At 39.1% G+C, this 24,548-nt stretch carries 26 protein-coding genes and 6 pseudogenes; 24 read left to right on the top strand and 8 right to left on the bottom strand.

Going from position 1 to position 24,548, the window contains the following annotated elements; all coding sequences use genetic code 11:
* Window positions 1–606 precede the first annotated feature (606 nt).
* Window positions 607–849, top strand: a complete 243-nt coding sequence (locus PAENI_RS32380) for a hypothetical protein (protein ID WP_223179023.1) — start codon at window positions 607–609, stop codon at window positions 847–849.
* A 551-nt stretch (window positions 850–1,400) separates the two neighbouring features.
* Here PAENI_RS32380 and PAENI_RS28055 read toward each other — a convergent pair.
* Together PAENI_RS28055 and PAENI_RS32075 are read right to left on the bottom strand one after the other, a co-directional pair.
* The gene (locus PAENI_RS28055; protein WP_149647523.1) at window positions 1,401–1,706 is read right to left on the bottom strand and encodes a transposase; all 306 of its coding nucleotides are present in this window, start codon (window positions 1,704–1,706) and stop codon (window positions 1,401–1,403) included.
* Window positions 1,707–1,850 (bottom strand): transposase, encoded by a 144-nt coding sequence (locus PAENI_RS32075; protein WP_179086654.1) that lies wholly within the window; start codon window positions 1,848–1,850, stop codon window positions 1,707–1,709.
* A gap of 255 nt (window positions 1,851–2,105) precedes the next feature.
* Between PAENI_RS32075 and PAENI_RS32800 the strand changes: the two are divergent.
* The 10 genes and pseudogenes from PAENI_RS32800 to PAENI_RS28000 all read left to right on the top strand — a co-directional run.
* Window positions 2,106–2,375, top strand: a pseudogene (locus PAENI_RS32800) (Rrf2 family transcriptional regulator); the annotation flags it as partial.
* Window positions 2,376–2,559: 184 nt separating this feature from the next.
* Window positions 2,560–3,504, top strand: coding sequence for a DMT family transporter (locus PAENI_RS28045; protein WP_149647522.1), 945 nt, complete (start codon window positions 2,560–2,562; stop codon window positions 3,502–3,504).
* A 172-nt stretch (window positions 3,505–3,676) separates the two neighbouring features.
* Window positions 3,677–3,892, top strand: coding sequence for a hypothetical protein (locus PAENI_RS28040; RefSeq protein ID WP_223179022.1), 216 nt, complete (start codon window positions 3,677–3,679; stop codon window positions 3,890–3,892).
* Between the two features lie 233 nt (window positions 3,893–4,125).
* Entirely contained in the window at window positions 4,126–4,911 is a 786-nt protein-coding gene (gene ant(9) / locus PAENI_RS28035) for an aminoglycoside nucleotidyltransferase ANT(9) (RefSeq protein ID WP_076298636.1), read from the top strand.
* A gap of 73 nt (window positions 4,912–4,984) precedes the next feature.
* The gene (locus PAENI_RS28030) at window positions 4,985–5,200 is read left to right on the top strand and encodes a TetR/AcrR family transcriptional regulator (RefSeq protein ID WP_149647520.1); all 216 of its coding nucleotides are present in this window, start codon (window positions 4,985–4,987) and stop codon (window positions 5,198–5,200) included.
* 6 nt (window positions 5,201–5,206) lie between these two features.
* Window positions 5,207–5,491 (top strand): TetR family transcriptional regulator C-terminal domain-containing protein, encoded by a 285-nt coding sequence (locus PAENI_RS28025; protein WP_149647519.1) that lies wholly within the window; start codon window positions 5,207–5,209, stop codon window positions 5,489–5,491.
* A 217-nt stretch (window positions 5,492–5,708) separates the two neighbouring features.
* Complete coding sequence (locus tag PAENI_RS28020) at window positions 5,709–6,155, top strand: GNAT family N-acetyltransferase (RefSeq protein WP_149647518.1); 447 nt, start codon at window positions 5,709–5,711, stop codon at window positions 6,153–6,155.
* A gap of 159 nt (window positions 6,156–6,314) precedes the next feature.
* The gene (locus tag PAENI_RS32375) at window positions 6,315–6,461 is read left to right on the top strand and encodes a hypothetical protein (protein WP_223179021.1); all 147 of its coding nucleotides are present in this window, start codon (window positions 6,315–6,317) and stop codon (window positions 6,459–6,461) included.
* A 196-nt stretch (window positions 6,462–6,657) separates the two neighbouring features.
* A pseudogene (locus PAENI_RS32370) lies at window positions 6,658–6,795 on the top strand (MerR family transcriptional regulator); the annotation flags it as partial.
* A 324-nt stretch (window positions 6,796–7,119) separates the two neighbouring features.
* Complete coding sequence (locus PAENI_RS28000) at window positions 7,120–7,881, top strand: GNAT family N-acetyltransferase (protein ID WP_149647517.1); 762 nt, start codon at window positions 7,120–7,122, stop codon at window positions 7,879–7,881.
* Between the two features lie 153 nt (window positions 7,882–8,034).
* Here the strand turns inward: PAENI_RS28000 and PAENI_RS27995 are convergent, their stop codons facing one another.
* A complete protein-coding gene (locus tag PAENI_RS27995) occupies window positions 8,035–8,325 on the bottom strand; it encodes an MFS transporter (RefSeq protein WP_143759340.1) in 291 nt (96 codons plus the stop codon).
* 420 nt (window positions 8,326–8,745) lie between these two features.
* Window positions 8,746–9,378, bottom strand: coding sequence for a TetR/AcrR family transcriptional regulator (locus PAENI_RS27990; protein ID WP_076298642.1), 633 nt, complete (start codon window positions 9,376–9,378; stop codon window positions 8,746–8,748).
* Between the two features lie 443 nt (window positions 9,379–9,821).
* Here PAENI_RS27990 and PAENI_RS27985 point away from each other — a divergent pair, with 443 nt between their 5' ends.
* From PAENI_RS27985 to trxA, 9 genes and pseudogenes are all read left to right on the top strand, one after another.
* Window positions 9,822–11,864 carry a serine hydrolase domain-containing protein gene (locus tag PAENI_RS27985; protein ID WP_149647515.1) on the top strand — a complete coding sequence of 681 codons (2,043 nt, stop codon included), beginning with the start codon at window positions 9,822–9,824 and terminating at the stop codon, window positions 11,862–11,864.
* Window positions 11,865–11,989: 125 nt separating this feature from the next.
* Window positions 11,990–12,276: pseudogene (locus PAENI_RS32790) on the top strand (NAD(P)/FAD-dependent oxidoreductase); the annotation flags it as partial.
* Between the two features lie 379 nt (window positions 12,277–12,655).
* Complete coding sequence (locus PAENI_RS27980; protein WP_149647514.1) at window positions 12,656–14,344, top strand: methyl-accepting chemotaxis protein; 1,689 nt, start codon at window positions 12,656–12,658, stop codon at window positions 14,342–14,344.
* Window positions 14,345–14,688: 344 nt separating this feature from the next.
* Window positions 14,689–15,159, top strand: a complete 471-nt coding sequence (locus PAENI_RS33140) for a GNAT family N-acetyltransferase (protein ID WP_410477497.1) — start codon at window positions 14,689–14,691, stop codon at window positions 15,157–15,159.
* 451 nt (window positions 15,160–15,610) lie between these two features.
* Complete coding sequence (locus PAENI_RS27970; RefSeq protein ID WP_149647512.1) at window positions 15,611–16,009, top strand: Rrf2 family transcriptional regulator; 399 nt, start codon at window positions 15,611–15,613, stop codon at window positions 16,007–16,009.
* 102 nt (window positions 16,010–16,111) lie between these two features.
* Window positions 16,112–16,644 (top strand): annotated as a pseudogene (locus PAENI_RS33135) (FAD-dependent oxidoreductase); the annotation flags it as partial.
* A gap of 230 nt (window positions 16,645–16,874) precedes the next feature.
* Window positions 16,875–17,642, top strand: a complete 768-nt coding sequence (locus PAENI_RS27960; RefSeq protein ID WP_149647511.1) for a GNAT family N-acetyltransferase — start codon at window positions 16,875–16,877, stop codon at window positions 17,640–17,642.
* A 201-nt stretch (window positions 17,643–17,843) separates the two neighbouring features.
* Window positions 17,844–18,218, top strand: a complete 375-nt coding sequence (locus tag PAENI_RS27955; RefSeq protein WP_188114715.1) for an NAD(P)/FAD-dependent oxidoreductase — start codon at window positions 17,844–17,846, stop codon at window positions 18,216–18,218.
* A 189-nt stretch (window positions 18,219–18,407) separates the two neighbouring features.
* Window positions 18,408–18,728 (top strand): thioredoxin, encoded by a 321-nt coding sequence (gene trxA / locus PAENI_RS27950; protein WP_076298850.1) that lies wholly within the window; start codon window positions 18,408–18,410, stop codon window positions 18,726–18,728.
* Between the two features lie 253 nt (window positions 18,729–18,981).
* Here the strand turns inward: trxA and PAENI_RS27945 are convergent.
* The 3 genes and pseudogenes from PAENI_RS27945 to PAENI_RS27935 form a co-directional block, all read right to left on the bottom strand.
* A pseudogene (locus PAENI_RS27945) lies at window positions 18,982–19,553 on the bottom strand (Tn3 family transposase); the annotation flags it as partial.
* Window positions 19,477–19,917 carry a hypothetical protein gene (locus tag PAENI_RS27940; protein ID WP_223179020.1) on the bottom strand — a complete coding sequence of 147 codons (441 nt, stop codon included), beginning with the start codon at window positions 19,915–19,917 and terminating at the stop codon, window positions 19,477–19,479. The pseudogene PAENI_RS27945 and the gene PAENI_RS27940, both read right to left, overlap by 77 nt.
* Before the next feature lie 47 nt (window positions 19,918–19,964).
* Window positions 19,965–20,408 carry an IS110 family transposase gene (locus PAENI_RS27935; protein WP_149647509.1) on the bottom strand — a complete coding sequence of 148 codons (444 nt, stop codon included), beginning with the start codon at window positions 20,406–20,408 and terminating at the stop codon, window positions 19,965–19,967.
* Window positions 20,409–20,482: 74 nt separating this feature from the next.
* Between PAENI_RS27935 and PAENI_RS27930 the strand changes: the two genes are divergently transcribed.
* Together PAENI_RS27930 and PAENI_RS27925 are read left to right on the top strand one after the other, a co-directional pair.
* Entirely contained in the window at window positions 20,483–21,388 is a 906-nt protein-coding gene (locus PAENI_RS27930) for a phosphotransferase (protein WP_149647508.1), read from the top strand.
* A 480-nt stretch (window positions 21,389–21,868) separates the two neighbouring features.
* Window positions 21,869–22,183, top strand: a pseudogene (locus PAENI_RS27925) (transposase); the annotation flags it as partial.
* A 203-nt stretch (window positions 22,184–22,386) separates the two neighbouring features.
* Here PAENI_RS27925 and PAENI_RS27920 read toward each other — a convergent pair.
* Window positions 22,387–22,893, bottom strand: a complete 507-nt coding sequence (locus PAENI_RS27920) for an RrF2 family transcriptional regulator (RefSeq protein WP_149647507.1) — start codon at window positions 22,891–22,893, stop codon at window positions 22,387–22,389.
* 226 nt (window positions 22,894–23,119) lie between these two features.
* Here PAENI_RS27920 and PAENI_RS27915 point away from each other — a divergent pair, with 226 nt between their 5' ends.
* Together PAENI_RS27915 and PAENI_RS27910 are read left to right on the top strand one after the other, a co-directional pair.
* Window positions 23,120–23,761, top strand: coding sequence for an FMN-dependent NADH-azoreductase (locus PAENI_RS27915; RefSeq protein WP_149647506.1), 642 nt, complete (start codon window positions 23,120–23,122; stop codon window positions 23,759–23,761).
* Window positions 23,762–23,912: 151 nt separating this feature from the next.
* A complete protein-coding gene (locus tag PAENI_RS27910; RefSeq protein ID WP_149647505.1) occupies window positions 23,913–24,443 on the top strand; it encodes a GNAT family N-acetyltransferase in 531 nt (176 codons plus the stop codon).
* Window positions 24,444–24,548 lie beyond the last annotated feature (105 nt).

The raw sequence follows: 24,548 nt of genomic DNA, 5'->3' as shown, positions 1-24,548 counted from the left end.
GGACTCGGCATATTTAATCCAGATAAAAACCCAACGCAAAGAATAGGATTGCAGCCAGATATTCGTCTTGATCCTACTATTGAAGGGATTATGGAAGGCAGAGACGAGTATATTGAGAGAGCTGTTGAATTAATTAAAGGTGGTTATTAATTATAAAATATTTGGAATATAAATGAACATCTACTCACTTCGGGGGTGATTTTTTTAGGGAGGAATGAGATGAAGACTAGACGGGTCATATTAATCAGCTTAATTGTTGTAGTTTGTCGAAGGACAAGAACATAGTCTCATGAAAAACCCGCACCCAGCTTCATTTCACAGCTAATGTGTTTAAACATCGTTATGGTTTGAAGTTAATAAAAGCCAGCTTGAATATGGGTCAAATATATCAACTGATTGCGAATGTCACATCTGAGATGCCAATGGTTTATGTACGAATGATTCAAAAAAATGGATAAAACTATGGGTTGCTCTTTTAAGATAGGTTAAAAAGGGTACACTTATCACCATGAATATCTTGATGAGTCAACAGTTCCATATGATATCCAGAACGTGCTAATGAGGCAAAGTTTGGACGTCCGCACTGCGGCTACGTAACTATAATAAATGAAGCTGGAGATTAGCTATGAGAAACGAAAAAATTATATCGACTTATATCGTCAGGAGAAAAGAAGCGCCGTTGGTCCAGCACTAATTCAAGGCCCATTGGTCGATACTATCAAGGTCGATATTTATTGGAAGTGGATGGACCTATATGTAATTCCTGCTTCTGTCCGTAAAGAGATCTATGGCGCAGGAAGATTCAAGTGTTTAATAGCGATTTTGAAAAACATAGTACTATTGCCATAGTGCATACAATTTTCTAGAACTTATCGAATCTGATATTAAAAAGCAGGATATAAATACTATCAGTTAACAACTCCTGTTGGATTTATTTTAAGAATGGATTTAAACCTCTGACAATGCAATTGTTCTTGCCAAGAGAGCATACCTATTTCCACCTCATTGTATGGCTAAATTCATACGTGCAAAATAACTGGGTATGGGAGAAACCTATAAACAGTGAAATCTACTGCACATGAGATGGCGAATCATGTGCTTAATCCCCAAAAGTTACATGAGCAGCAAGTGTATTTCCTTGAATTTTAGTACAGTGCAAAGAAGACGCTGTCATCGCGGTAAACAAGTAAAGCCTTTGGCACCCATAATTGATAACGCTCTAAGAACGGGGCCTATGGATCCTTACGAGCTGACAAGAAGTATACACTTTTTCGGCACGAAGGTCAGCACGAAGGCAGTCCCCATTCAATCCGTCAAAGAAAAACAGCGAATGAAATCCATTTTACGCATAGTGATGATTTGTAGTTCGCTCCATGTTGCTTGCTTGAGGTAGCAAACCCTTAGGAGTACAAATCTAGAACGAACTGGTTACGAGACTCTATGACATAGGCTCGCCACTGCAAGACTTCATCAATGAACTCCAACGATTTAGCTGATGCAATATCCACCTTTTCATTGAAACAAGAGATAGACGGCTGCGAGGCGAGCCGTTCTTTTGCAAGTAATGTAGTCAACAATGGTTCGTGAGACAACTCATCCGCAAGATCACCGGTGTGGTATCCGCACAAATGCTGATAGACATTCTGGAGCACAACATTTAGATTGGAATGATCCCGATGATGAACGGGATCATGGGCTACAAGCAATTACTTTACGGTCTGAGCCAGACCCAGTTTATGATCGAATTCTTTATATAAAAGCAGGCCGGCAACCGAGGTCAGATTGCCGCCTTCGAAATTCACTTTAATTCGAGGGCTGAAGTTCATGCCGTACTTTTGTAAACTTGTCATAGAAGAGTCTCTTTTGTAGTTTTGGTGTGTTTCGTCACCATCAACACTACCGAGGTAAGGGCTCTTTTTTCCATGTTTACTTTACACCTTTTAAGTGAAGCTTCGTATTGCTGTAATCCCTTGATGCTTCTGATCTGACAGCATTCTCAATGAAGTCTTAAGAATATTTCTGAATAAAAAATTTTTTTGACAAAATGACACAATTAAAGCTATTATGGATATATTAAGTCCTTCATTGGGAGTGATTCAAAATTTATAAAATTTTATAAGCTACAATATGCTCTTCACAACATGCTTTTTCTTATAATGGACACATCTAACAAGCTTGCTGGTGTACAGGATTTAGTAGAAAATCAAAACTTTATCCGACTTACCTGTCCAAAATCTTAACTAAATTGGCTAAGGAAGGAATGATTAATCTTTTTCAGATGTCAACAGCTATTCGCATAGTCAAAATTGGGAAGATATTTCATTCTTGTACATCATACTGCTATTGAAGGTAAATCATCTTTATTTGATTGCTGTTAGTCTTTTTCAGAATGTTTTATAAAAACTGTGTATTTATAATCCACTCATATTTTTCAATAAATCGCAGACATAAAGGATCTTTTAATTCCTTCGTAGATAGTTTCAAATTAGTAATATGGAAAATACCAATATTAATTGGGCTAAATGTTTTTATCAATTTTAAAATTAAGGAGAGAAATTTGTGCAAATCATACTTTACTTAATTATGGGGATAATTTTAGGAATGTTTTTCCCTATTCAGGCATCTATAAGTGCTCGTTTAAGCTCTTATTCAAAAACGCCTTTAACAGCTTCCTTTATCGCATTTTGTTTAGGAACAGTGATATTACTCATTATTAATTTAATAGTAGATCCTAGAGGAATCAGCGTTGGGATTGATTTTTCATATCCATTGTATGTTTTTATAGGTGGAGCAATAACTGGTGTTGGCTTTCATTTGGCTAATATCATTCTTTTTTCAAAACTTGGTGCTTCAGTTACTACAATAGTAACTGTAACAGGGCAAATGTTTTTAGGAATTCTAATCGATCACTTTGGGTGGTTTGGTGTGCCAACTAATCCTATTAGTATTACTAGGACAATCGGGACTCTCATTATGATTTTAGCGATTTCATTTGTTCAAACAAAAAAGAAAAGAGATTTAACTACATCCATAGAAGAAGAAAAAAAAGATAGAAAAATTACTTGGATTATTTTGGGCGTTTTAGCTGGATTTTTACCTCCATTGCAAACTGCTATTAATGGAAATCTTCGCGTTGCAACAGGTTCACTTTTAGGAGCTACTTTCATTTCTTTTTTCGTTGGTGCCATTATCTTGCTTATTTTAATATTGATTACTCAACGTCGCTTAGAGATTCCTTTATATGACACTCAAAAAAATCGTATTCCTATTTGGGTATATATGGCAGGTATATTTGGCATATTCATTTTAACTGGTAACATTGTCTTATTACCTATACTTGGATCGGTTCTAACTACTATGATTTTTCTATTGGGACAAATGATTATGGCATTAACAATCGATCAGTTTGGATTGTTTAATTTACAAAAAAGGAAAATTGATATTAGAAGAATTGCTGCTTTAGTATTTACTATTATTGGAATAATGTTTGTTAAGTTCTTGTGATTTTCTATGTAAGCTAGGCGCATATTCAATATAGTTCCATAACTACAAAAAATAAAATACAGGCAATCATAAAGCATAACCGAACCGCAAATCAATCGGATATCAGTTCTCAAAAGCGGCGGGTAGAGGATGTATTACCGCTGACGAAATTGACCAAGTGTTAAAAACGAACTTGGACACGGACGTTGTTCTTTGTACTGATTCGGCTTTCAATTACAAGCTGTATGCGAAGAAAAAAGCCATTCGCCACAAGTTTCTGAACGGGAACAAGGGCGAACGAGTCAAGAAAGGCATCTATGATATCCAGCATGTCAACGCTTATCATCAGTGGTTAAAGACATGGATTCAACGGTTCAATGGAGTTGCTATTCGTTACATCGATAATTAGCTGTTCTAGTTCCGCTTCATTGAGTTACACAAACATATGAACAGGAACGCAGTGAAAAGCTCTAATCGTGCTTGAGTCATGCAGGAAATCCATATTCTCCCTCCCCTGTGTGATCATTTAAGATGGCTTGAAAACTGCAATAACCAGCAGTATTGTTTATTTAGTCAAACTATACATATGAGTATTTGACTTTAAGAGAACATTACATTTTAGACAAGAGGAGGTTGTAGTTGGTGAGTGACTTGAATAACGAAAAAATACCGAAGGAAACGATCCAAGCATTTAAAATTGTAGAGGAGTTGCTTGGCAGTGCAGTAGTCGGGGTATATCTATTTGGTTCTGCAGTAACAAGTGGCTTACGCATTAATAGTGATGTAGATGTCCTAGTGGTTGTAAATCAAAGTTTGACTAAAGTAATTCGTAGAAAACTAACAGATAGATTTATGCATATATCCGGAAAGATAGGAAATTCAGATTCTGTGCGACCACTTGAAGTCACGGTAATAAACCATGGAGATGTTGTCCCCTGGCGATTTCCGCCAAAAAATGAATATATCTATGGTGAGTGGCTCAGGGATGAGTTTGAGAATGGACAAATCCAGGAACCATCATATGACCCTGATTTGGCTATTGTTTTAGCGCAAGTGAGAAAGAATAGTGTTTCTCTTTTTGGTCCTGATGCTTCTGATATACTTGAACCCGTGCCGATGACACATATTAAAAGGGCGATTATGGAATCCTTGCCAGGATTAATTGAGGGCATCAAGGGCGACGAACGAAACGTAATTTTAACCCTTGCACGAATGTGGCTGACAGTGGCTGTTGGCGAAATCTCATCAAAAGATATAGCTGCAGAATGGGCTATACCTCAGTTGCCTAAAGTGCATGCGACTTTACTCAACTTAGCAAGAAAAGCCTATCGCGGAGAGAATGTTGATAATTGGGAAGGACTGGACAGTGAGGTAATAGCACTCGTTAATCATATGAAAAACTCTATAGAGTCTTATCTTAGTATCTGAACATGCTTTGAAAGACTTAAAAATTTGTGAAAATAAGAAGTGATTGTGAAGGGACCTTTGCTACAATGGAGGGATGGCAAAAATTGTAGATCACGATCAAAGAAGATTACGAATAGCCGAGGCTACTTTGCGTGTCATCAGACAGCAAGGCATGAATGGGGCGACCGTTAGAAATATTGCCCAGGAGTCGGATTTTTTGCTTGGTGCTATGCGTCATTATTTCTCGACTCAGGATGACCTGATTGACTTTTCCATGAGGTTGGTAAAAGAGCGAGCGACTGTCCGTTAATAACCTATCGACTTAGACATATCTTTATTTCAAAAGGCGCTTCGAATATTATTGGAGCTATTGCCTACAGATGACAACAAGCTGGCAGAAATGGAGGTGTGGTTCGCATTCACCGCTCACTATAGAAGAAGCGGCACTGCATTTGACGCGCAGCACGATGGCTTGCTGGATCTTGTAGAGCGTATGCTGCGCAGTTTGAAAGAGTCAGGAGTGCTGCGGCCTGAACTTGACTGTACACTGGAGATAGAACGATCATACGCTTTTATTATTGATGGTATAGAGCGCGGATAAATTATTAACAAATCGAAAATTTGGTTACCTATCATATGAAATCTGTCTGTACGAAAAAAGCCTATGCCGCGTATTAAGGGTGAGATAAAATGAAAATGGGAAGGAGATACGTAGATCCAAGAAAGGTGAGTTGGATTGAAGATAGTAATAGAAAGGGCTAATGTGTCCAATGCAGAGAAATTTTTGCTCTACAGATATTTGATGGAGGTTAATATATATGGGATTAGAGGCTAATCTATATTCGTTGAAATACGACATGCTTGATAACTGTGTTGATTTATTCATGGGAACTTTCTCAAAAGAACCTTGGAATGATGTTTATGAGTCAAGAAAACAAGTTGTGGATTTTTTTGAGAATCATATGAAAAACAATTATTTCATTGGTTACGTTCTAAAAATAGACGATGAACTTGTTGGATTGAGCCTAGGCGCAAAAAAGCCATGTCTAAAAGGAATGGAATATTTCATTGATCAATTTTGTGTAAGTGAAAAATTCCAGGGACAAGGAGCAGGCAGCAAGTTTCTAGAGCTTATAGAATCTGACATTAAAAAGCAGGATATAAATACTATCGTGTTAACAACTTCCAAGGGATTCCCATCAGAAAAATTTTATATTAAAAATGGATTCCAAAAATCCGACAATGCAATTCTTCTTGCCAAGTGAGCATGTCTATTCTATTAGCTTCCTCTGCTTGGCTAAAGCGGCAGGTTTGGTGCTGTTTGGAAAGTGGGAAGTGATTTCTCCCGATTCCACTAATTGAGGGTCCTACGCAAAGAGGAATACAAAATATATGATTAAATAATAATACAAGGGTGGATAAAAATGACATTTGAGGAACTGTACATTAATGCAAAAAAAGTTATAAATTCACGGCAACTTTCAGAATATGCAAGTGCTGGAGGGGTGGGAGCAGCAATTCTTTCCGCGGAGAGAATGTTGATAATTGGGAAGGACTGGACAGCGAAGTAATAGCACTCGTTAATCATATGAAAAACTCTATAGAGTCTTATTTCAGTACCTGAACATACTTAGAAATACTTAAAAACATACGAAAAGTCAGTCCCATATAAAAATTCTGTGAATGGTAACGCACAGAAATATGCTTGAATTGTATTGTAGGGTGAAAAGAACATATATTGTTTTCCGTAAAGAAGGACGTTTCTTTGTTGATTTAGCGAAATGGATTGAGAAAAATAACTATCTGATCAAAGAAAACGAACCTGGTAGGGAAATATATTTACCGTTATCTACAAAACAAGATGCACAATTAATGGAAATACAAATTCCAATAATAAATACATAACGAATGGAGGAGTGGCTTGAATTGAAAAATAACCTAATCATCTATAGGATTAAAAGGTCTCTATTTAGCGGTTATGCATACAGCTATTACGCTGGCTCCTATTATGACCCGATTGGCTGCAAACGAGATTATTGATAATGTGCAGATGAAAGAATTAGAAAGCATTTCTCCAGATTTTAATTGGATTTTCTCGTATCGTTTCCCGCGATTTGAACTCTTAAGTTAGCGGGTGGAAAATTCGATTATAATTAAACATTCTCTACTTGATTCTTAAATATTTTGATACTTTTAGAGCAATTACAAATGTCTAAGGAAGTGAACATAATGACAAATCAACAAAGTCGAGTAAACAATATCCCTTTATTTTCACAAACGATAACCGACTATTGGCGGGAGAAATTTTTGAACGGAGACGTCCTCTATAGCGATGAAGTCTTTACTGTCGCCATCAACCCAGACCTTGACGAAGACAGTCGGGTCATGGTGTTGGAAACCATCGACGGTCGGATTATGGCGGTCCTGACGCCTGCGATGGCCGATAAGGTTGGTCTTTATCAACAACAAGACCTGTCTGAGGAGATCTTTCGCCGGAAATTAAAAGAAGCAGGAGTCACTCTGCATGGCGCAGATTATGTTTATTATTTCTCAGAAGCGGATAAGAACGTATTGCTGCAGGGAAATTTGGAAGGTGACTTGCGCCGGCTAACAGAGCAAGATGATGTGGTTTTCTCCGAGTTCGAGTCCTCCGCTTCGGAACAAGACTTGGATGATGCTTTTGTGGAAATGGATCACTGGGCCGTGTTCGGCTCTTTTGAGCAGAACCGCCTAGTCTGTGCTGCCAGCATGTATCCCTGGGAGGACGATACGCAAATTGCGGATCTTGGCGTACTGACGCTGACGCCATTTAGAGGAAAAGGTTATGCCCGCAAAGTGGTGCGTTCCATTTGTAAGTATGCCTATGACCAAGGTTACGAACCTCAGTACCGATGTCAGCTCGATAACCATGCATCTACGTTGCTGGCTAAAGCGGCGGGTTTGACGCTGTTTGGAAAGTGGGACGTGATTTCTCCCGACTCCACTGACTGAGAGTCCGATGGAGATCACCGCAGCATCAAATCCAACTGACATAGGTAACGGTAAAGATGATTTTGTTAAAAAATAGAAAATAAACGTTCAAATGATATTGGATGATTCACTAGAATAAAGGAGGACACATATTTAACTTGATATGTGTTCTCTTTATTTTGAATTTCTATAAAGGAAGCAGTCAAGCGAAAGCGCTAGGCAGACCACCGCAAAGAGATCACTCGACGGATAACCGCCGTACTGGGCGTAGAGCAGACCAGCGAGCCACGCACCTAACGCATGAGGGCCGTTCATCGTCGAATTGGCTAGGCCAGAAATCGTCCCACGTATGGAGACGTTCAGGAAGGTGAGCGCACCCATGACAAGCGGGAATATAATGCCGAGCACAGCGCTGATGATCAGATAGACGATGGTTACGGCAGTGAGGTTCGGTAGATTAGGCATCAATATGTACAACGCTATGAGCTGCACCATCCCACTACTATTGTCCGCAACATCCCTATCTTACGTGTGACGTAATCATTGACCGCGCTTCCCAGCATGCTTCTGAAGCTGAGGGAAATCTCGAACCGATCGAACAACCACTTGCCAGTGAAGGCAAATGTAATACCGGTGCCCAATTGACGCAGAAAATAGGTAAGAAAGCCGGTGCTGAGAAGGCGATCCCCATCGCTTTCTAGATGCTGGATGCAGGCACGACGACATACGGATTGGAAACCCATACCTATGGAGCTGTGAAGGCTGCGCTGACGTCGGCGAGGAAGCGAAATAGGCAAATCGCCCAGAAGCTATCTGCAAAGACACATAAAATCGATGATATAGAAAAACAAAAATCTTGCAAATTTATAGTTTTTAGATGAAGTATTATGAATTTGATTCAATTAATGAGTGAATATAGATTTCAATCATTTTAATATTTTCTTTCCATAATGAAACAAGCCATTCTTTGTCTGCCTTAGAGATTAAAAATGTTGTGAATCCATTTATAAGAATTATTATTAAATCATTTACTAACTCCAAGTCATTCGCGTCTAGCGTATCACCATAAAAATCACCCACCAAGATCTCAAAGAAATCAAACGGTGTTTTTTCGCTGTCTTTACCAAAGATAATCTCTTCAAACTCCGTATCATATGAAGACTTCAATACAAATTGCATTTGAACATTAATTAAATTTAAGTAGTCTTTATTTTTTTCTTCAATGAAGAAGAGAAAGTATTTGAGCATAATATCCGCAAAAGAATCCGTTTCCTTCGCTTCCTGATAAATTTGTTCCAGCGCTTCACTCATTAGCACATCAGCAAAAATAAAAGCTTCTTGTTGAATTGTTTCCATAGAACCAAAGTGATGAAACACGCTTGCTTTACTAACATTTGCCTTCTTTGCTATGCTGTTAGCGCTTAATGCTTCTAAACCATTTTCTGCTATTAAAGCGATTGTAGCGTTTAATAAAACTTCTTTTGTTTTGTTCCCCTTTTTTTCTCTACCATCTATCATTACCGTTCCTCCTAGAATAGTGGGCTCATTTTCTTCAGTTATTATAGCATAAAACATAAAAATTGACCGATCGGTTAGTTTTTAGTAAGATTAAACTGACCGTTCGGTTAGATATTATTTGTGTACTACCTTTTTTAAGTTGTATGAAACTTTTGATAAAGAGAAAGGAGTGGAGCAAAAGAAAAAGGGGAAGTTACTTTTTTTTCGCGATCGTACTCTCGCATTGTTGACGTTGTTTATAAGCTTTACACAGCTTTAAAACCTAGTCGTTATATTACATGCGTTCAAACCGAAGCCTACTCGGAGAGAAGTTACATATTTGGCTCACAATGGGACAATTTGTTGCACTCTATTGAGCGTTATTTCTTGGACCATAATAATTATCTTGGTACATCAGACGCTTCTCTTGAAGTCAATAATAAATAGATATAGGAGATATTATCATGAAAAAGAGACTTTCTTGGGTGTTATTAGCTACACTTGCGTTGACTATGCCATCCGGAGCAATGGCTTCCAGCGTCGCCCCTGTTGTTGGGGATAACCAAGGATTGGGGAAAACCGCTGCCGAGAAGGCTGCGTTGCTAATCGAATCTACCCATACGAGTAGCGTTCAGTATGCGCTGATTGATAATGGGAATATCACTGTGTCTGGCCAGACGGGCAAGAACGATAAAACGCTGACCAAGGATACATTATACGGTATTGGCTCGGTCAGCAAAGTAATTGGGGCTGCGGCCGTCATGAAATTGGTAGACGAAGGGAAAATCGATCTGGATACTCCCGTCGTTCAATATATAACCGATTTCAAGATGAAGGACGAACGGTATAAGCGCATTACTCCGCGCATGCTGCTGAACCACTCCTCCGGTCTGCGCGGTACTGGATCTACGGGCGACTCCTTGTTCGAGGATAATGACACCTATGCCCATGATACCTTACTGCAAACCTTGTTCGACCAGACCTTGAAGGCGGACCCTGGAGCATTCTCGGTGTATTGCAATAGCGGTTTTACGCTTGCCGAGATTCTCGTTGAAAGAGTCAGCGGCATGAGCTTTACCGAATTTTTACATCAATATTTCACAGAACCATTGCAAATGAATCATACGAAGACACCGCAGGACAAATCGAAAGGCAGCACGCTTGCTGGGTTCCATGTCCCGGATTACCAAGCACAGCTTCCAGATATTTTTGTTAATGTGATCGCCGAAGGAGGGGTTAATTCTACGGCAGAAGATATGGTGCGATTCTCGCAAATATTTATGGGACAGGCAAACAACATCCTTTCTGACAAGTCGGTACGGGCGATGGAACAGGAAGAATACAAGAAGGGCATCTGGCCGGAAGATACGGATGATAGTAACAATTACGGTCTCGGTTGGGACAGTGTGAAGCTATACCCGTTCAATGATTACGGAATAAAGGGCTTGGCCAAAGGCGGGGACATCTCTGAGTATTCTGCTTCTCTCGTCGTGCTTCCAGAGAAAAAGATGGCAGCTGCTGTGTTAACATCCGGCGGTAGCAGTAGCACGAATCAATTGCTGGCAAGCGAAATACTGCTGCTGGCGCTCAAGGATAAGGGCGAAATCAAGAACGTCATGCCGGATAAATCATTCGGCAAGCCGGTTAAGGCCAAGATGCCCAATGATGTAGTGAAGCAAGCAGGCTATTATGCCAGCAGTGAAACGCAGTTCCGGATAGAGATCACCAAGGACGGGGAACTGTCCATGGCAAACAATCCGGAGACGAAGTATATATATACTTTGGATGGAAGCTTTATCAACGAGAACGGAAACTCCAAGATCAGCTTCGTCACCGAGAAGAGCGGACGCACGTATTTGTGGAAGAGAGCCTATGAGACGTTGCCGGGATTGGGGCAGCTAGCAACGTCAGAGTATGCAGCTGAGAAGCTGGAAGACAACGTGCTGCCGAAGGAGACCACAGAAGCTTGGGCAAAACGGGAAGGTGCTAAGTTCTATGTCGTTAACCAAAAATTCAGCTCCGAAGAGTATTTCTTTGGGCAGCCGGCAATCGAAATTAGCCTCGCCGACGGTCTGCCGGGTTATTGGGTGGATAGAAAAATCACAGGTCCAAATACGGCGACGAGTCAGATCCAAATCCCAGGAATAGCAGGCCGGGATACGACGGAAGTCCGGTTCTACACGAAAGACGGCATCGAATATTTGAACGTAAACGGGTTCTCACTTGTGAGCGAGGCGAACGTAAAACCGATCTATGCAGGAAATCAGTCCAAGGCCACGGTGTCAGCGAACGGGGATGCTAAATGGTATACTATCCCGGCAGCGGCGGCAGGTAAAACGATGACGGTCAAGCTGCCAATGAAAGGTGCTTTCGCGGTATATGACGAGCACGGATTAAGCGTTAACTATAGCCTTGTCAGCGGCAACAACAAAGTGACCCTGCCCAAGAACGGAACGATCGTATTTGCCGGCGCGCCGGACTTGGAATTTAAAATAACAATGAAATAAGCTTATTATATAAAGCCTCAAGGGGCAAAATACTTGAGGCTTCCTTATATTTGTGCTCATCCCAAAATTTACGATGATCCTCCTCTTGTTTATATAGGTGTGCGACATCCACCGCAAGCTAGCACTTTAGCGCAGAATTCCACAGGGGATGGGTCAGTCAAGTGGATTTGTCGCAGCGACCATTTACATTAAAAGTGCAAGGTCAAAAAGACCTAATGACGGAATGTTTAATTATTTCCACGGAAGCTTCTGCAAAATCACCCGACATTCCACATGAAAAGGCAAACATCGGCCGTGGAGTCAGTACATGCCCAACTTGTGACGGATTTTTCCTCCGCAGCAAGAAGATTATTGTGGTGGGCGGGGAGATTCAGGCATGGAAGAGGTACACTTCCTGAACCGTTTTGCCAGCGTTGAGGGCATGTTCGCTTGCGGCGATGTACAAGATCGTCATTATCGTCAAGCCTTACAGCAGCAGGCAGCAGATATATGCTGCCCTGGATTGTAAGAAGCATAATTCAGAGGTGATAGTACTGCTCAAAGGCATTGATTATTATCCACTTTTTTCCGTATTTCCTTGCTTACTTGATAATACAATCCTGCTAGGCGCAGGATTAAAAAGCTTAGTTGTTCTTCGCGAGAAACCGGAACCTCCCAGGGATTTTTCGGGGTATACGAAATCGACTTTGAGAAAATACGTAATGATAACGACATCAAAATGGTTAGTTATAAATTAATTATTATTATTATTCAACAAATTTATTTAAAAAATAGAAGAGGTATGGTGCTCTATGAGATTTACTATAGGCAAGAAAATAATAAGCGCTTTCATAAGTATTGCGGTTCTTTTTGGAATCGTAAGCGGTCTATCCCTATTTTATTTAAAAAAGATAGACGATTCCAATTCGGATATAATTAGAAGGGGAGAACAGATCTTGTCTAATTTGAAGGATATGAGAGCTAGCACGCTGCAGCAGATGAGCAGCTTGCTAGATTTTCTTTTAAACCAAAGCAATGACGGATTGGATAGGCTTGACGAATCGAACAAGCAATTGTCGGAATTAATAAACGCTACCTTAAGACTGGTACAACGTGATGTGGACAAAAACCAATTACAGAAACTAAATGAAATCGGTTTACAATTCAAGAAAGGCGCAGATCAAGTTATTTCATTAGAGGGAACAAACATGGAAGCGGTAATAAAATTGGCGTCAAGTGATGTTATTCCGCTCGGGCGTGAAATGGAGAAATTGGCCAATGAGATAGCCGATGGACAACAAAAGCTAGTTGATGAAGATGTCAAAGAGAATGAGTTGATGGTTGATTCCGTCCGAACAACCGTACTGATCATAAGTATAATCATATTTCTAACGGCTCTTACGATAGGTTACTTTATCTCCAGATTAATCTCTAAACCAATCGTTCATATCTCATACGCAGTAAAACGAATTGCTTCAGGTGACCTAACGTTAGAAAAAATGGACGTGAAAAGTAGGGATGAAATCGGCGAGTTAGCGGGTTCTTTTAATCAAATGGTCCAAAACATCCGCAGTTTAATCTTGCAGGTCGGAATGAGTGCTAAATATGTTGCCACATCCTCAGAGGAGTTAACGGCTAGCTCCAAAGGGACCAATCGTGTTACGCAACAAATCTCTTCTACCATTCTAGAAGTTGCTTCCGGAGCAGATAATCAAGTTAAAAGTGTGAATGAAAGCGTGCAGGCCGTTAACGAGATATCGGAAGGAACGCAACAAATTGCTATCAATGCTCAAAGCGTCTCTTATTCTGCATCCCAGGCGGCTGACAATTCGTTAGAAGGAAATCAAGCCATTCAACAAGTAGTGGATCAGATGAACTTTATTCATCAAACCTTTGAAGAAATATCGGGAGTGATAAACCGATTGGGAGAAAGTTCACAGGATATTGGAGAAATCACTGAATCTATTACGAATATCGCTTCGCAAACGAATCTACTGGCACTTAATGCATCAATTGAAGCAGCGAGAGCAGGAGAGCAGGGAAGAGGATTTGCAATAGTGGCAAGCGAAATCCGAAAATTAGCCGAACAGTCGACTCAATCATCACAGCAGATTGCTAAACTAATAGCAAACATTCAACAAGAAACAACTGCCGCTGCGCAATCTATGGAAGTCGGAACAAAAGAAGTGAACAAAGGGATTCACGTTGTAAGTAAGGCTGGAATATCCTTTGAACATATTCAACAATCGGTACATAAAGTTGTCACTCAAATTCAAGAGGTGGCTGCGGCTTCTCAAGAAATGTCTGCTAGTACGGAACAGATCGGTAGCTCAATGAAGTACATTTCCAGAATCGTCGAGGAATCCGCATTGGGGATGCAGCAGGTATCTTCATTTACGGAAGAGCAGATCGCGTCCTCGGAGGAAGTTTTCACCTCCGCTTCCTCTTTGTCTAAAATGGCTGATCAATTACGAGATCAAATCGGTAAGTTTAAGGTCTAGGAAGACGCCGAGCATATTATTGATGGGAGAAGAGGCTATTATTTATGTGCACAGAATTTTTGATATTAGTCCCACAATCCTCACAATAGGCGTTTGTTAAGGGGGTTAACCTGCCCCTTTCTTTAAGGCTGAACTGATCTAACTTCTTGTGGGCGCAATTTTTGAACGGAGAAGACCTCTATAGCGATGAAGTCTTTAGTGTCGCCATCAACTCAGACTTGGACGAAGAAAGGCGAGTCATGTCTAATCCTTGATAGTGTTTTTCTAAAAAAACCAACGCAGTTGAGCCGTTGAATCGGAGAATTTAGTAACTGTATTTGAACCTATGATTTCACCATTGACTTCTGCAAAAGAGCCTGAGCGATGACACTCTCACTCTTTTTTTTGAAAAACTATTTGATCATTTCCCCACCAAGCCTACAAGTCTAAGAATGGTTGCCTTGCAAGAGGGAGTAGTGATCGGAACGATATCCATCAAATGGAAGTCTGAATCAGATATGAATCACATACAAAAACTATCTTTCTGGAAAAACTTCAATAGGTTTGGAAAATGGAATCTACTTAAAATGAAGATTAGGTTACATTTATTTGAATATAACCCGCAGGTTGGAGAATATAATATTTCAGATGTAACTATCCATCCGGACCACCGAGGCGAGAGAGTTGGAAAGCTGCTATTGCAGTGGGCGCAGCACTTTGTGCAAAGCGAGCCAAGCTTGAATATGCTATGCCTGCACGACTCGGGTGAAAATCCTGGGCCAAGCATCAATACGACCAATTGTCATTCCATACTCATATACAGGAAAATAGTTTAGTATGACATTTTATGTTCAATGAAAAGAGTTGGAACTGTATGGTTAAAAGTTTGAAATAAATGAGAAAAGATATCTCCAAGTAATCAAAAGTATGATGAAGCAGTGATGAGCACCGCATAAATAAACACGCAGCCGTTGCTGGCTGCGTGTTTATTTATGCTTTACGTTGGAAATTTATTTTCAGATTGAGCGTTACAGTTGTGAAGGTGTAATTCCCATCGTTCTTCTATCAAGCAGTCCATTCTTCATTTGGTTTCTATTCTGTAAATTTGAAATTGTATTTTATATAATTGTGAAGGGCTGCAGCAAGTATATTTACAATCTTTAAGAAAGTGTCCTTTAACTACAAAATCTAAATGGTTTCGTGGATTTTATGATAAGGTATAAACTTGACACATTAACGATTTCTAGGATATTATAGATACAATAAGTCTTTGAATGGGGTGTTACCGTGAGATTTACAAAAGCAACAAATTATGCTTTGCACACCATGCTCGCGCTACTTGACGCTTCTCCGGTTAAGCCGATAGGTGTTCAGCAGTTAACAGAATTACAAGGTGTTTCACCAACCTATTTATCCAAAATTTTAACAAGGCTCGTTAAAGCAGGGATGATCGAGTCTGTTTCCGGAGTCAACGGAGGATATCGCTTATCTCGCAAAAAAGACGATATCACATTTTTGGATATTATCCACGCTATTGAGGGTACTGCATCCTTATTTGAATGTGATTTTGTCCACGGCGACGAATGCTCGATTCAAGCTGTAATGAAAGAAGCGGAAGAGAAAATGGAAAGCCATCTTAAAAACACGAAGTTGACGGATCTGGTCCAAAAGCATACACAGGTTTAAGGTTGAGCCATTTTATATTGAAAGGAGGAGTGCAGTTTTCTACTTTTATTCAATAATAGATATAACGAGTCTTTTATATCCGAGTAGGGGGAGTTGAGCGTCATGATTTACGAATGCGCCATTATTGGTGGAGGACCGGTCGGGTTGAATGCAGTCCTCATTCTTGGAAGAGCAAGGAAGCGGCTATCATCGACAACAATCGACCCAGAAATGCCATTACACATGCGTCTAACGGCATTATTACGAGAGACGGCGTAACGCCGGTCGAGTTTCGCGGAATTGCTCTTGAGGAGGTTAAAAGTTATCCGTTAGTCGATCATCCTCAAAACGAAGTTGTTTCCGTTGACACTACCCAATTCCGATTTGAGTAGCTTGATTCTACTTGCCTTCGCCTTCAATCGCGAAAACTGATCTTGACAACAGGCGTAAAGGAGATATATCCAGAGATTGAAGGCTTTTATCCGCTTTACGGGAAAAGCTTGTTCAATTGTCCCTATTGCGACGGCTGTGAGCTCCAAGATCAATCGATTGTTGTTGTTTCCGAATTTCCAAACTTATTTCATACGGAAAAACTGCCTTTCAATTGGAGCAAGGATTTGTTTGTCTGTACGAGTGGCATGGCATCTCTGTCAGAAGGGTGAATTTAGAATTTGATAATTTGTAAAAAGTTTCATAAAAAAATTAAGTGCACTCCATTTCCTACTGGTGCAACAAACGGACCAGATTATTGAGAAAGAAAATGAATCGCTTCAATGTTTTCTAAAAATTCTGGTAGGATATAAATACTGTGAACACAGTTGTTTCAGAATTTAACTGACCTAATAATGAAAAGAGCGTGCAAAATTAAATAGAAAGGGGCAAAAACATGATTACAAATCAACAATTAGTAATAAACAATTTTGAAGAAAAATTAAAAGTATTTACTCATGCAGTTAGTGGAGAACTTACAAAGGAAGAAGATTTCGTTATAGCAAATACAGAAATTCCTACTGATACATTCAATATATTATTGCCGAAATCTCCAAATATCAAAAATGCAGTTAAGATTAGACATGGAATCGATAATTTTTCTTATAAAGAATATCCCTTTAGTATTTGGATTGATGCTCAGTATTTAAACGATGATTGGAAAAAACTTGTGCAAGAATATGACCTAAAAGAAACGGAACGTAATGTAATGATGAAACTTGAAAATACTCTTAATGTTGGTCAAAGAATTTCCCATCAGCTTATGATTACTAATGTGAAAAATAATGAAGAACTTTTAAAATATATAGAGGTATTTATGAGCTTATTTGAAGGTACACCAGAAAAAGATGCATTAGAAAGTTATTTTAATAAGTTTTCACAAATAAAATTAGGTTCAGAAGTTCAAATGTTTATTGGATGCATAGACGAAATGGCTGTAACTACTGGTTTATTAATAGAAAGCAAAGATAGTTATGGTATTTATGATGTGATGACAAAAGAAACATTTAGAGGTAAAGGAAATGGTAGTGAAATGTTTCAATTTCTTCTAAATCAAACAAAGGATAAACAAAAACCAGTTGTATTACAGGCTTCAGATGATGGGGAAAATATCTATAAGCGATTTGGATTTATAGATGTCGGAGAAATGGTTGTATTTGAATAAGGGTTTTTCTTATTAAGCTAAAGGGCGCGATTGTTCAGCAATATAGATAGGAAATGATCAATCTTTTTCAAAACACGCTCTTTCTTTTTGTTCGTTTATCAAGGTTATTTGCATTAATTTCAACAAACTTTATTCTAAAACAACAAAAAGAGCACAAAAAGCAGCTTCAATCAAAGGGAATCATGGTCATGGAGCAACCTATTGCAGGCTTTCATTGGCCAAAATGGACAGCTTGAACATGTTCGCTTTGTAGACGGAACTCAAATTCCGAGGGTTGGTGGCTTCGCGACTCCTAAATTTTTGCAAAGCGTTCCGTTCGCAGAGCGATTAGGCTGTGAAATGACGGCGTCGGGCGGAATTAAAACGGACGGAAAGTGGAGGCCGGAAATACCTGGTTTATATATCGCCGGAGATGCTTCGGACATGGCTCCTTCCCAAGTGGTTATTGCTGCAGCGGATGGCAGCAAAACCGCTATGAGCGTAAATTTGGATTTGACGGAGGAAGATTTTACTATTCGTAGGAGTGCCCTACGGGCTAATTACAGATATAAAATACCTTTGATATCTTCGCAATAATTGGCTTGGGGATGTACGTACCAAAGCCTTTCGATTTCAACCTTGTTGTTTAAGGAGGTGATGATATCCCGTCGATTCATCATTGGTAGTAGAAAGTTTGAAAATAATCCGGCTCTCCGAATTCGGATTCAGATCAGTAAGCTGTTGCTTAAATATGTGAAAAAAATTATGAAATGGAGGAAGATACAGATGACTATTTGTCACTCTACGGATACAACCTTTAAAGCTGATTTGAAACATGAAGGCTTAACATTAGTTAATTTTTGGGCACCTTGGTGCGGACCTTGTCGCTCTTTTGCACCTATACTCGAGAGGTTCGATCAGGAGTATAGCAACGTAGTGAGGGTGCTAAAAATTAATGCAGACGAACAACCAAATACTGTCGCTCATTATGGAATTTTGAGCCTTCCAACTACTATTCTTTTTAAAAATGGTGAACCGATCGATAAAATTCTTGGGGCTGTTCATATTGATAAATTAAAACAGTGCATACCAGATAAAAATAATTAAACAACGTAAAACTCCCAACGAAAGCCGCCAGCCCAATCGGCGGCTTTCGTTAAGTTGAGTAGTTAAATTTTAAGAGGAGATAAAATGAATGAAGAAGTTAGATAAAACCTACACAACCTAATTCTTTCATTTTATTGATATTGTTTTTTTCGGGATTGGTAATTAAGTCAAGCTTCTATGGATCACCTCACGAAACGGAAAAAATCGTACGTTAAGGGAAACGCCAGAAAATCTGGTTTGCTGGCGTTTCCCTTTAAGAATTATTAATGGAGTGTAACGGTCTAAACTTACCACGTTCCACCTGATTGTTCTGTTGTCAAGTGTAGTCGACTGTCAGATTTATGTGTTCCCAACCAAGTGGAGAAAGATGTTTTAGTAGATTGTCATCAATCAACTCTCCACGTGCTCTCAATGCCTGTATAGCTCTCTCCAAGTAGAACGTATTCCACAATACGATGGCTGCTACTACCAGATTGAGGCCGGAAGAACGATAGCGCTGATTCTCAAAACTGCAGTCACGCAGTTCCCCCAGACGGTTGTAGAATAAGGCACGAGTCAGAGCCTTGTTGGCTTCTCCCTTGTTCAATCCAACATGTACCCGACGGCGTAGTTCAACGTTTTGCATCCAATCCAGCGTAAACAACGTCGCTCGATACGTCCTAATTCTCGCAGTGCCACAGCCAGCCCGTTCTGACGCGGATAACTACCTAACCTCCTCAGCATAAGAGAGGCAGAAACGGTACCCTGTTTAATCGATGCCGCTAAGCGAAGAACTTCGTTCCACTCTTTTTGAATGTGTTTTACGTTGATGGTACCTCCGATCAAGCTCGTATGAAATAGCGTTAATTCCTTTAAAGGCTAGCATCTGCTTGGCATAAAGTATGCGATGAAGCACAGCAATGACTTCTTGTTCCACGGCTTGATTCTGAATAGTAGCTAAGTCGTATTCTTCAAGCAGTTGCTTCAAATGCAATTTATAGGCTTTATGAGCCTGAGAAGAGCCGACCGAAGAACTTGCTAGAGTGACAAGCATGTGTACTCTTCGCTTTCCATAATGCCGTTTCATTAGTGTTCGCCAACCGTCAATCACATCTTGTGGCTGTATGTTACGAAGCTCAGATGGCGTTGGAAACAGGCGGAGTGTTGCTATGGCCCCGGTGCAATTAAAGTGTTTATATACTTGTCTCATTTCGGGGAAAACAAGATCGACCCAGCGGTGTAACTGGTTTACAGCGCTTACCAAACGCTTGACGACGGCATCACGGTTAGACAAGAAACACGTAGTTCCACGAATTCTTCGGTTGTGGTGCGAATCCATGAGTAGTACCCGTTTTTGATCATATCTGCAATGACTAAGGCATCTTTAACATCACTTTTAGAACGGGTATTATCTCGGTTTTCTTTGTTTTTTTTAACCAGTTGTGGGTTCACTAGCACTGCTTGAAACTTATGGTCGAAAAGCCAGCGTGATAAGGCTAACCAGTAATCTCCGATCAGCTCTATACCGACTATGGCTTCGCTAAGTTGAAAGGATACCAGCAACTTATGGATCCAATGTAAAAGGCAACTGAATCCGTCTTCGTTATTAAAGAAAGACAGGGACTCACCGAACTTTTGACCCTTTGTGTACTTCCATCGTACTGAGGCGCTCGTTTTTTTACAAAGCCGAAAATAATCCACCTACAGGAATTCTAACGGGCAGGATAATGCAGCAACAGCTGAGATATAAACTGTAGTTGATCTTAGGGGGTATTATGGATAACGATTCTCAAAAAGCTCTTAGTAAATCGAAAGAAATCTTTCATGGTTTAGTAAAAACCATCGGTGTACCTTGGGAACATAGTGCATGGTCACAGTGCTATAAAATATCGCTAAATAATAACTTGACTTATTTCCTTAAAGGTACTCCTCGGCAAAGGAAAGAAGCGTCGGTAACAAAACATCTTCATTTACTTTTACCTAACATTGTACCTGAAGTTATCAATGATGATTTGATCCCGGAATCTACATGGCGATGGTTTTTAGTTACAAACGCTGGAACATGTTGCTATGAAGGAATTGAGTTGAAGTGTGCTTTAAAGGCAGCGCTCAATTTGGGAAAACTGCAGAGAATTACGTTTATTGAAGGTTCTTTCATTTCAAAACTTTTGCCACAGTGTGAGGCCCAACGTTTACAAGAAGCAGTGGATAATGTAGGCAGGTGGGCCCAAAAGTTTTCTAATGCTGAAGAATCCGAAATAATTCAACGTCTTTTATCCATAAGTTCTGACTATTATGATGATCATGAGAAAAATCTGAATAGTATTCCTTCTACGTGCGTTCATAAGGATTTTTGGTCAGGAAATATAGCAGTAAAAGATGAAAATGTTATGATAATTGATTGGGGAGATGCATTATGGGGAGTAGGTGGCATCTCAATAGTTAATATGATCTTATCTGATGACAGTTTATCAAGCCAATCAAACATCATTTGGGACGAGTATTTCAAAGGACTTAATAGAAAATTCGATAAGGACTACGTAAAAAGCTGTCAAATAGCTTATTTAGTTTCAGAACTTGTAACAGAAAAAGAAGTCGCAGATTTACAACAACAAAAATATGGGCCTGGATTACTTCCATCCGTCAGGCGATTGTACAAAGAGCTAACACAGAACTGTTAATACAAGTCAACACATTTTATTCCACTAACGGGTTCGTTAGTTCAACGAGTTCTAGCTACCCGATTACTAAAATCGGATTTCTTTGTAGAATAAAGAGTCCGGTTTTTCTTGAAATAAATTGCTTAGCGTACGATTTTTTCCATCTCGTGAGGTGACCCCTTCTAAAATACAATCACCTTAACCCCCGTACTTTAAAGGGAGTTTTCAGTATCAGAATGGCAAGCAGTATGGGTGAGTAGTTTATTTACGTTATGTTTCGCTGTTGGATGCTTACGTTTTGGACCATTATCTGATCGTTTTGGCCGAAAAAAAAATCATACTTTGGGGATTAGCTGCGTTAACGATTGTTACTATCTTTCTGTGTACACCAGTGGTGGATAATCTTGTTACAGATCAGGAGAAATCTATAGTAGCATTTTGAATGCACTTTAAACGCTGGTAATTTTTGTTATAAATGGGAATGAAGTGTGGAAGACACATTTAAAATCCCGTTGTCCGCATGCGACAGATCAAGTGGGCATGACCGCTTATTCGTCCTTCAATTATGGAATGGTGGTCAAAATAAACAGTCAAACGGATCTCCGGCGCTATGCGCTGCCGCATCGAGAAAGCCGAGGCTGGAAGGAACTTTACAATAAACGAACCAGTGTGGAACGCTGCAATCCTCGAATGAAGGCCTATTTAACCGCAGACCAGCTTCATGCCTGGGGGATTCAAAAAGTGACGACTCACCAATATTTGAATGCGATTGTGTTACTTGCTTCTGCACTTGTCATCGCGAAGAAACGAGTCTAAAACGGCTTAAAAATTTCAGATTCATCGAAATTCTTCCCGTCTGCTCATTTATCGCTCCGCTCTCACAGCACTGTGATTTCTCTATGCCCTAACCATGACTCTGAATCAAAATATGAATTATGCAAAATGCTCAAATATATAAAGCCCTGAAAATTCGAAAAAGATTTTCAGGGCTTTATATATTTGAATAATTACGTTTTGAGCTAGTTTGAGTTTTTTCTTATAAAGTATTCTCGGCTATCTGTCCGCAATTTTTCAGGTAAAACGTGATTAAGTTCATCATTTAACCATGCAAGGGTCTTATTACGAAGAAACTCACGCATATATTCTTCTGCCTCAAGCATCGTTAAGTTAATCGTACAAGAAGAATTGGCGGAAATACAGGAAGAGCATTTTTTATCTAAATGCATAAGATTATCTTTCAAAATATTTTTACATTGAAAAATAGGTTTTACTCCTTCAACTGCTTCTATTACATCCCAAAAAGAAATTTCTTCGGGGGACTTAGCTAATTTATAACCACCTTTTACACCAGGTGTAGAACTCACAATACCAGCCTTTGATAATTTGCCAAAAACTTTTGAGAGATATGTTTCTGAAAGCCCTTGAAATTCTGAAAGGTCTTTTATTCCAATACTTTCCTCTTCGGGTGCATCTATTAAATAAACAAGGCTATGCAACGCATATTCAACCATAACACTATACTGCATATAGACTCACCTGCTTTCCTTGTAAAAAGGCTATCAAAAAAATCATTATACTCCCTAAATGTTTTTTTGTAAATTAGCAAAACTAACTTTAGAATCTATAGAATTTGACAAAAGCCTATGACACCTTTATATTGTATATTATATCAATCGACGATTTACCTTATCGACGATTGATATAATATGCAATTAAGATTAAGTAAATTAAATTTAAAGGAGAAAACATCCAATGAGCAAACTGCTTGTCATTAATGCACATCCTGAAGTCGATTCCACATCTTCATTTAGTCTAAATGCATTCAATTACTTTATGAAAATATATAAGGAAAAGCATTCTAATGATGAAGTTATTGAACAAATTAACTTGTACAAGGACGTAGTACCAATGATAGATCAAACTGTTTTAAGTGGATGGAGAAAATTAAAAACAGGTCAAGAACTAACAAGTCGAGAACAAGAAGTAACAGAGCGTATGAATGATGTATTAAAACAATTTAAAAGTGCAAACAAGTATGTAATTGTTTATCCAGTGCATAACTTTAATGTGCCATCAAAGTTAAAGGATTATATGGATAATATTATGATTGCAAGGGAAACCTTCAAATATACAGAAACGGGATCAGTTGGTCTTCTTAAAGATGGAAGAAGTATGCTTGTGATACAAGGAAGTGGGGCAATCTATACCAATAATGACTGGTATACCGAAGTTGAATATTCGCATAAATACTTGAAGTCGATGTTCAATTTTTTTGGTATTGAAGATTATCAAATTCTTCGAGTACAAGGTACTGATAAACTGAATAAATATGAAGTATTAAAAAAAGCTTATAAAGAAGTTGAAGAAGCCGCTTCAGAATTAGCAGTGAAATAAGCTAAGGGAAAAGTTTAGCACCAAAAGCCAATCGTAGATAAATCCTATAAGCTCTTGTATAATGAAACTAACTTCAAAAATGAAGGGACTGAACTATGCGCAGATGTCAATATCTTAAACCTGATATTAAAATATAATGGAGGTAAAAGTATTGATTACAGAGTTACACACAGAACGTTTACATTTGAGAAAAATGAAGGTATCGGATTCGTCTAGTTTGTTTAATATTTGGTCTGATCCAGATGTTACTAAATTTATGAATGTTAGTTGTTTTACTGATGAAAATCAAGCAAAAGAGATGATTAATCTTCTTGATGGACTTTCTCGAGACAGTAAGGCTATTCGTTTCTCCATAATTAAAAAAGAGTCCAATGAAATTATAGGTTCTTGTGGTTATAATTCCTTTGATTTTGAAAATGAAAAAGCAGAAATTGGATATGACATTGCTAAATCATTTTGGGGAAGAGGATACGCTTCAGAAGCTATCATTTCTTTGTTAGATCACGCATTCTCATCTTTAAAGCTGAATCGAATCGAAGCAAAGGTTGACCCCGAAAACGTGAATTCTATAAAGCTTTTACAAAAGCTCAACTTTACGTTTGAAGGAACACTTAGACAATATGAAAGAGTAGAAGGAAAGTTTAACGATCTCAATATTTATTCAAAATTAATATCAGATTGATTTGATTTTCTGCCTATTTTGAATTGTAAGAAGCATTCACGAAAACGTACTGTTACAGACAGCCCCGGGAAACCGTATCACAGCGCATTGAGTTAACGGACACGA

Origin of the sequence: Paenibacillus sp. B2(2019), from assembly GCF_008370385.1 — a bacterium.
Taxonomy (GTDB): domain Bacteria; phylum Bacillota; class Bacilli; order Paenibacillales; family Paenibacillaceae; genus Paenibacillus_AQ.
The sequence above is the reverse complement of the archived record's forward strand: the minus strand, read 5'-3'. Positions and strand labels throughout refer to the sequence as shown.

Coding starts and splice junctions, on each gene's coding strand:
- PAENI_RS32380 (WP_223179023.1), top strand. CDS start 607: ATGAAGCTGGAGATTAGCTATGAGAAACGAAAAAATTATATCGACTTA.
- PAENI_RS32075 (WP_179086654.1), bottom strand. CDS start 1,850: ATGACAAGTTTACAAAAGTACGGCATGAACTTCAGCCCTCGAATTAAA.
- PAENI_RS28030 (WP_149647520.1), top strand. CDS start 4,985: ATGGCAAAAATTGTAGATCACGATCAAAGAAGATTACGAATAGCCGAG.
- PAENI_RS28020 (WP_149647518.1), top strand. CDS start 5,709: ATGGGATTAGAGGCTAATCTATATTCGTTGAAATACGACATGCTTGAT.
- PAENI_RS32375 (WP_223179021.1), top strand. CDS start 6,315: ATGACATTTGAGGAACTGTACATTAATGCAAAAAAAGTTATAAATTCA.
- PAENI_RS28000 (WP_149647517.1), top strand. CDS start 7,120: ATGACAAATCAACAAAGTCGAGTAAACAATATCCCTTTATTTTCACAA.
- PAENI_RS27995 (WP_143759340.1), bottom strand. CDS start 8,325: ATGCCTAATCTACCGAACCTCACTGCCGTAACCATCGTCTATCTGATC.
- PAENI_RS27990 (WP_076298642.1), bottom strand. CDS start 9,378: ATGATAGATGGTAGAGAAAAAAAGGGGAACAAAACAAAAGAAGTTTTA.
- PAENI_RS27985 (WP_149647515.1), top strand. CDS start 9,822: ATGAAAAAGAGACTTTCTTGGGTGTTATTAGCTACACTTGCGTTGACT.
- PAENI_RS27980 (WP_149647514.1), top strand. CDS start 12,656: ATGAGATTTACTATAGGCAAGAAAATAATAAGCGCTTTCATAAGTATT.
- PAENI_RS27960 (WP_149647511.1), top strand. CDS start 16,875: ATGATTACAAATCAACAATTAGTAATAAACAATTTTGAAGAAAAATTA.
- trxA (WP_076298850.1), top strand. CDS start 18,408: ATGACTATTTGTCACTCTACGGATACAACCTTTAAAGCTGATTTGAAA.
- PAENI_RS27940 (WP_223179020.1), bottom strand. CDS start 19,917: ATGAGACAAGTATATAAACACTTTAATTGCACCGGGGCCATAGCAACA.
- PAENI_RS27930 (WP_149647508.1), top strand. CDS start 20,483: ATGGATAACGATTCTCAAAAAGCTCTTAGTAAATCGAAAGAAATCTTT.
- PAENI_RS27920 (WP_149647507.1), bottom strand. CDS start 22,893: ATGCAGTATAGTGTTATGGTTGAATATGCGTTGCATAGCCTTGTTTAT.
- PAENI_RS27915 (WP_149647506.1), top strand. CDS start 23,120: ATGAGCAAACTGCTTGTCATTAATGCACATCCTGAAGTCGATTCCACA.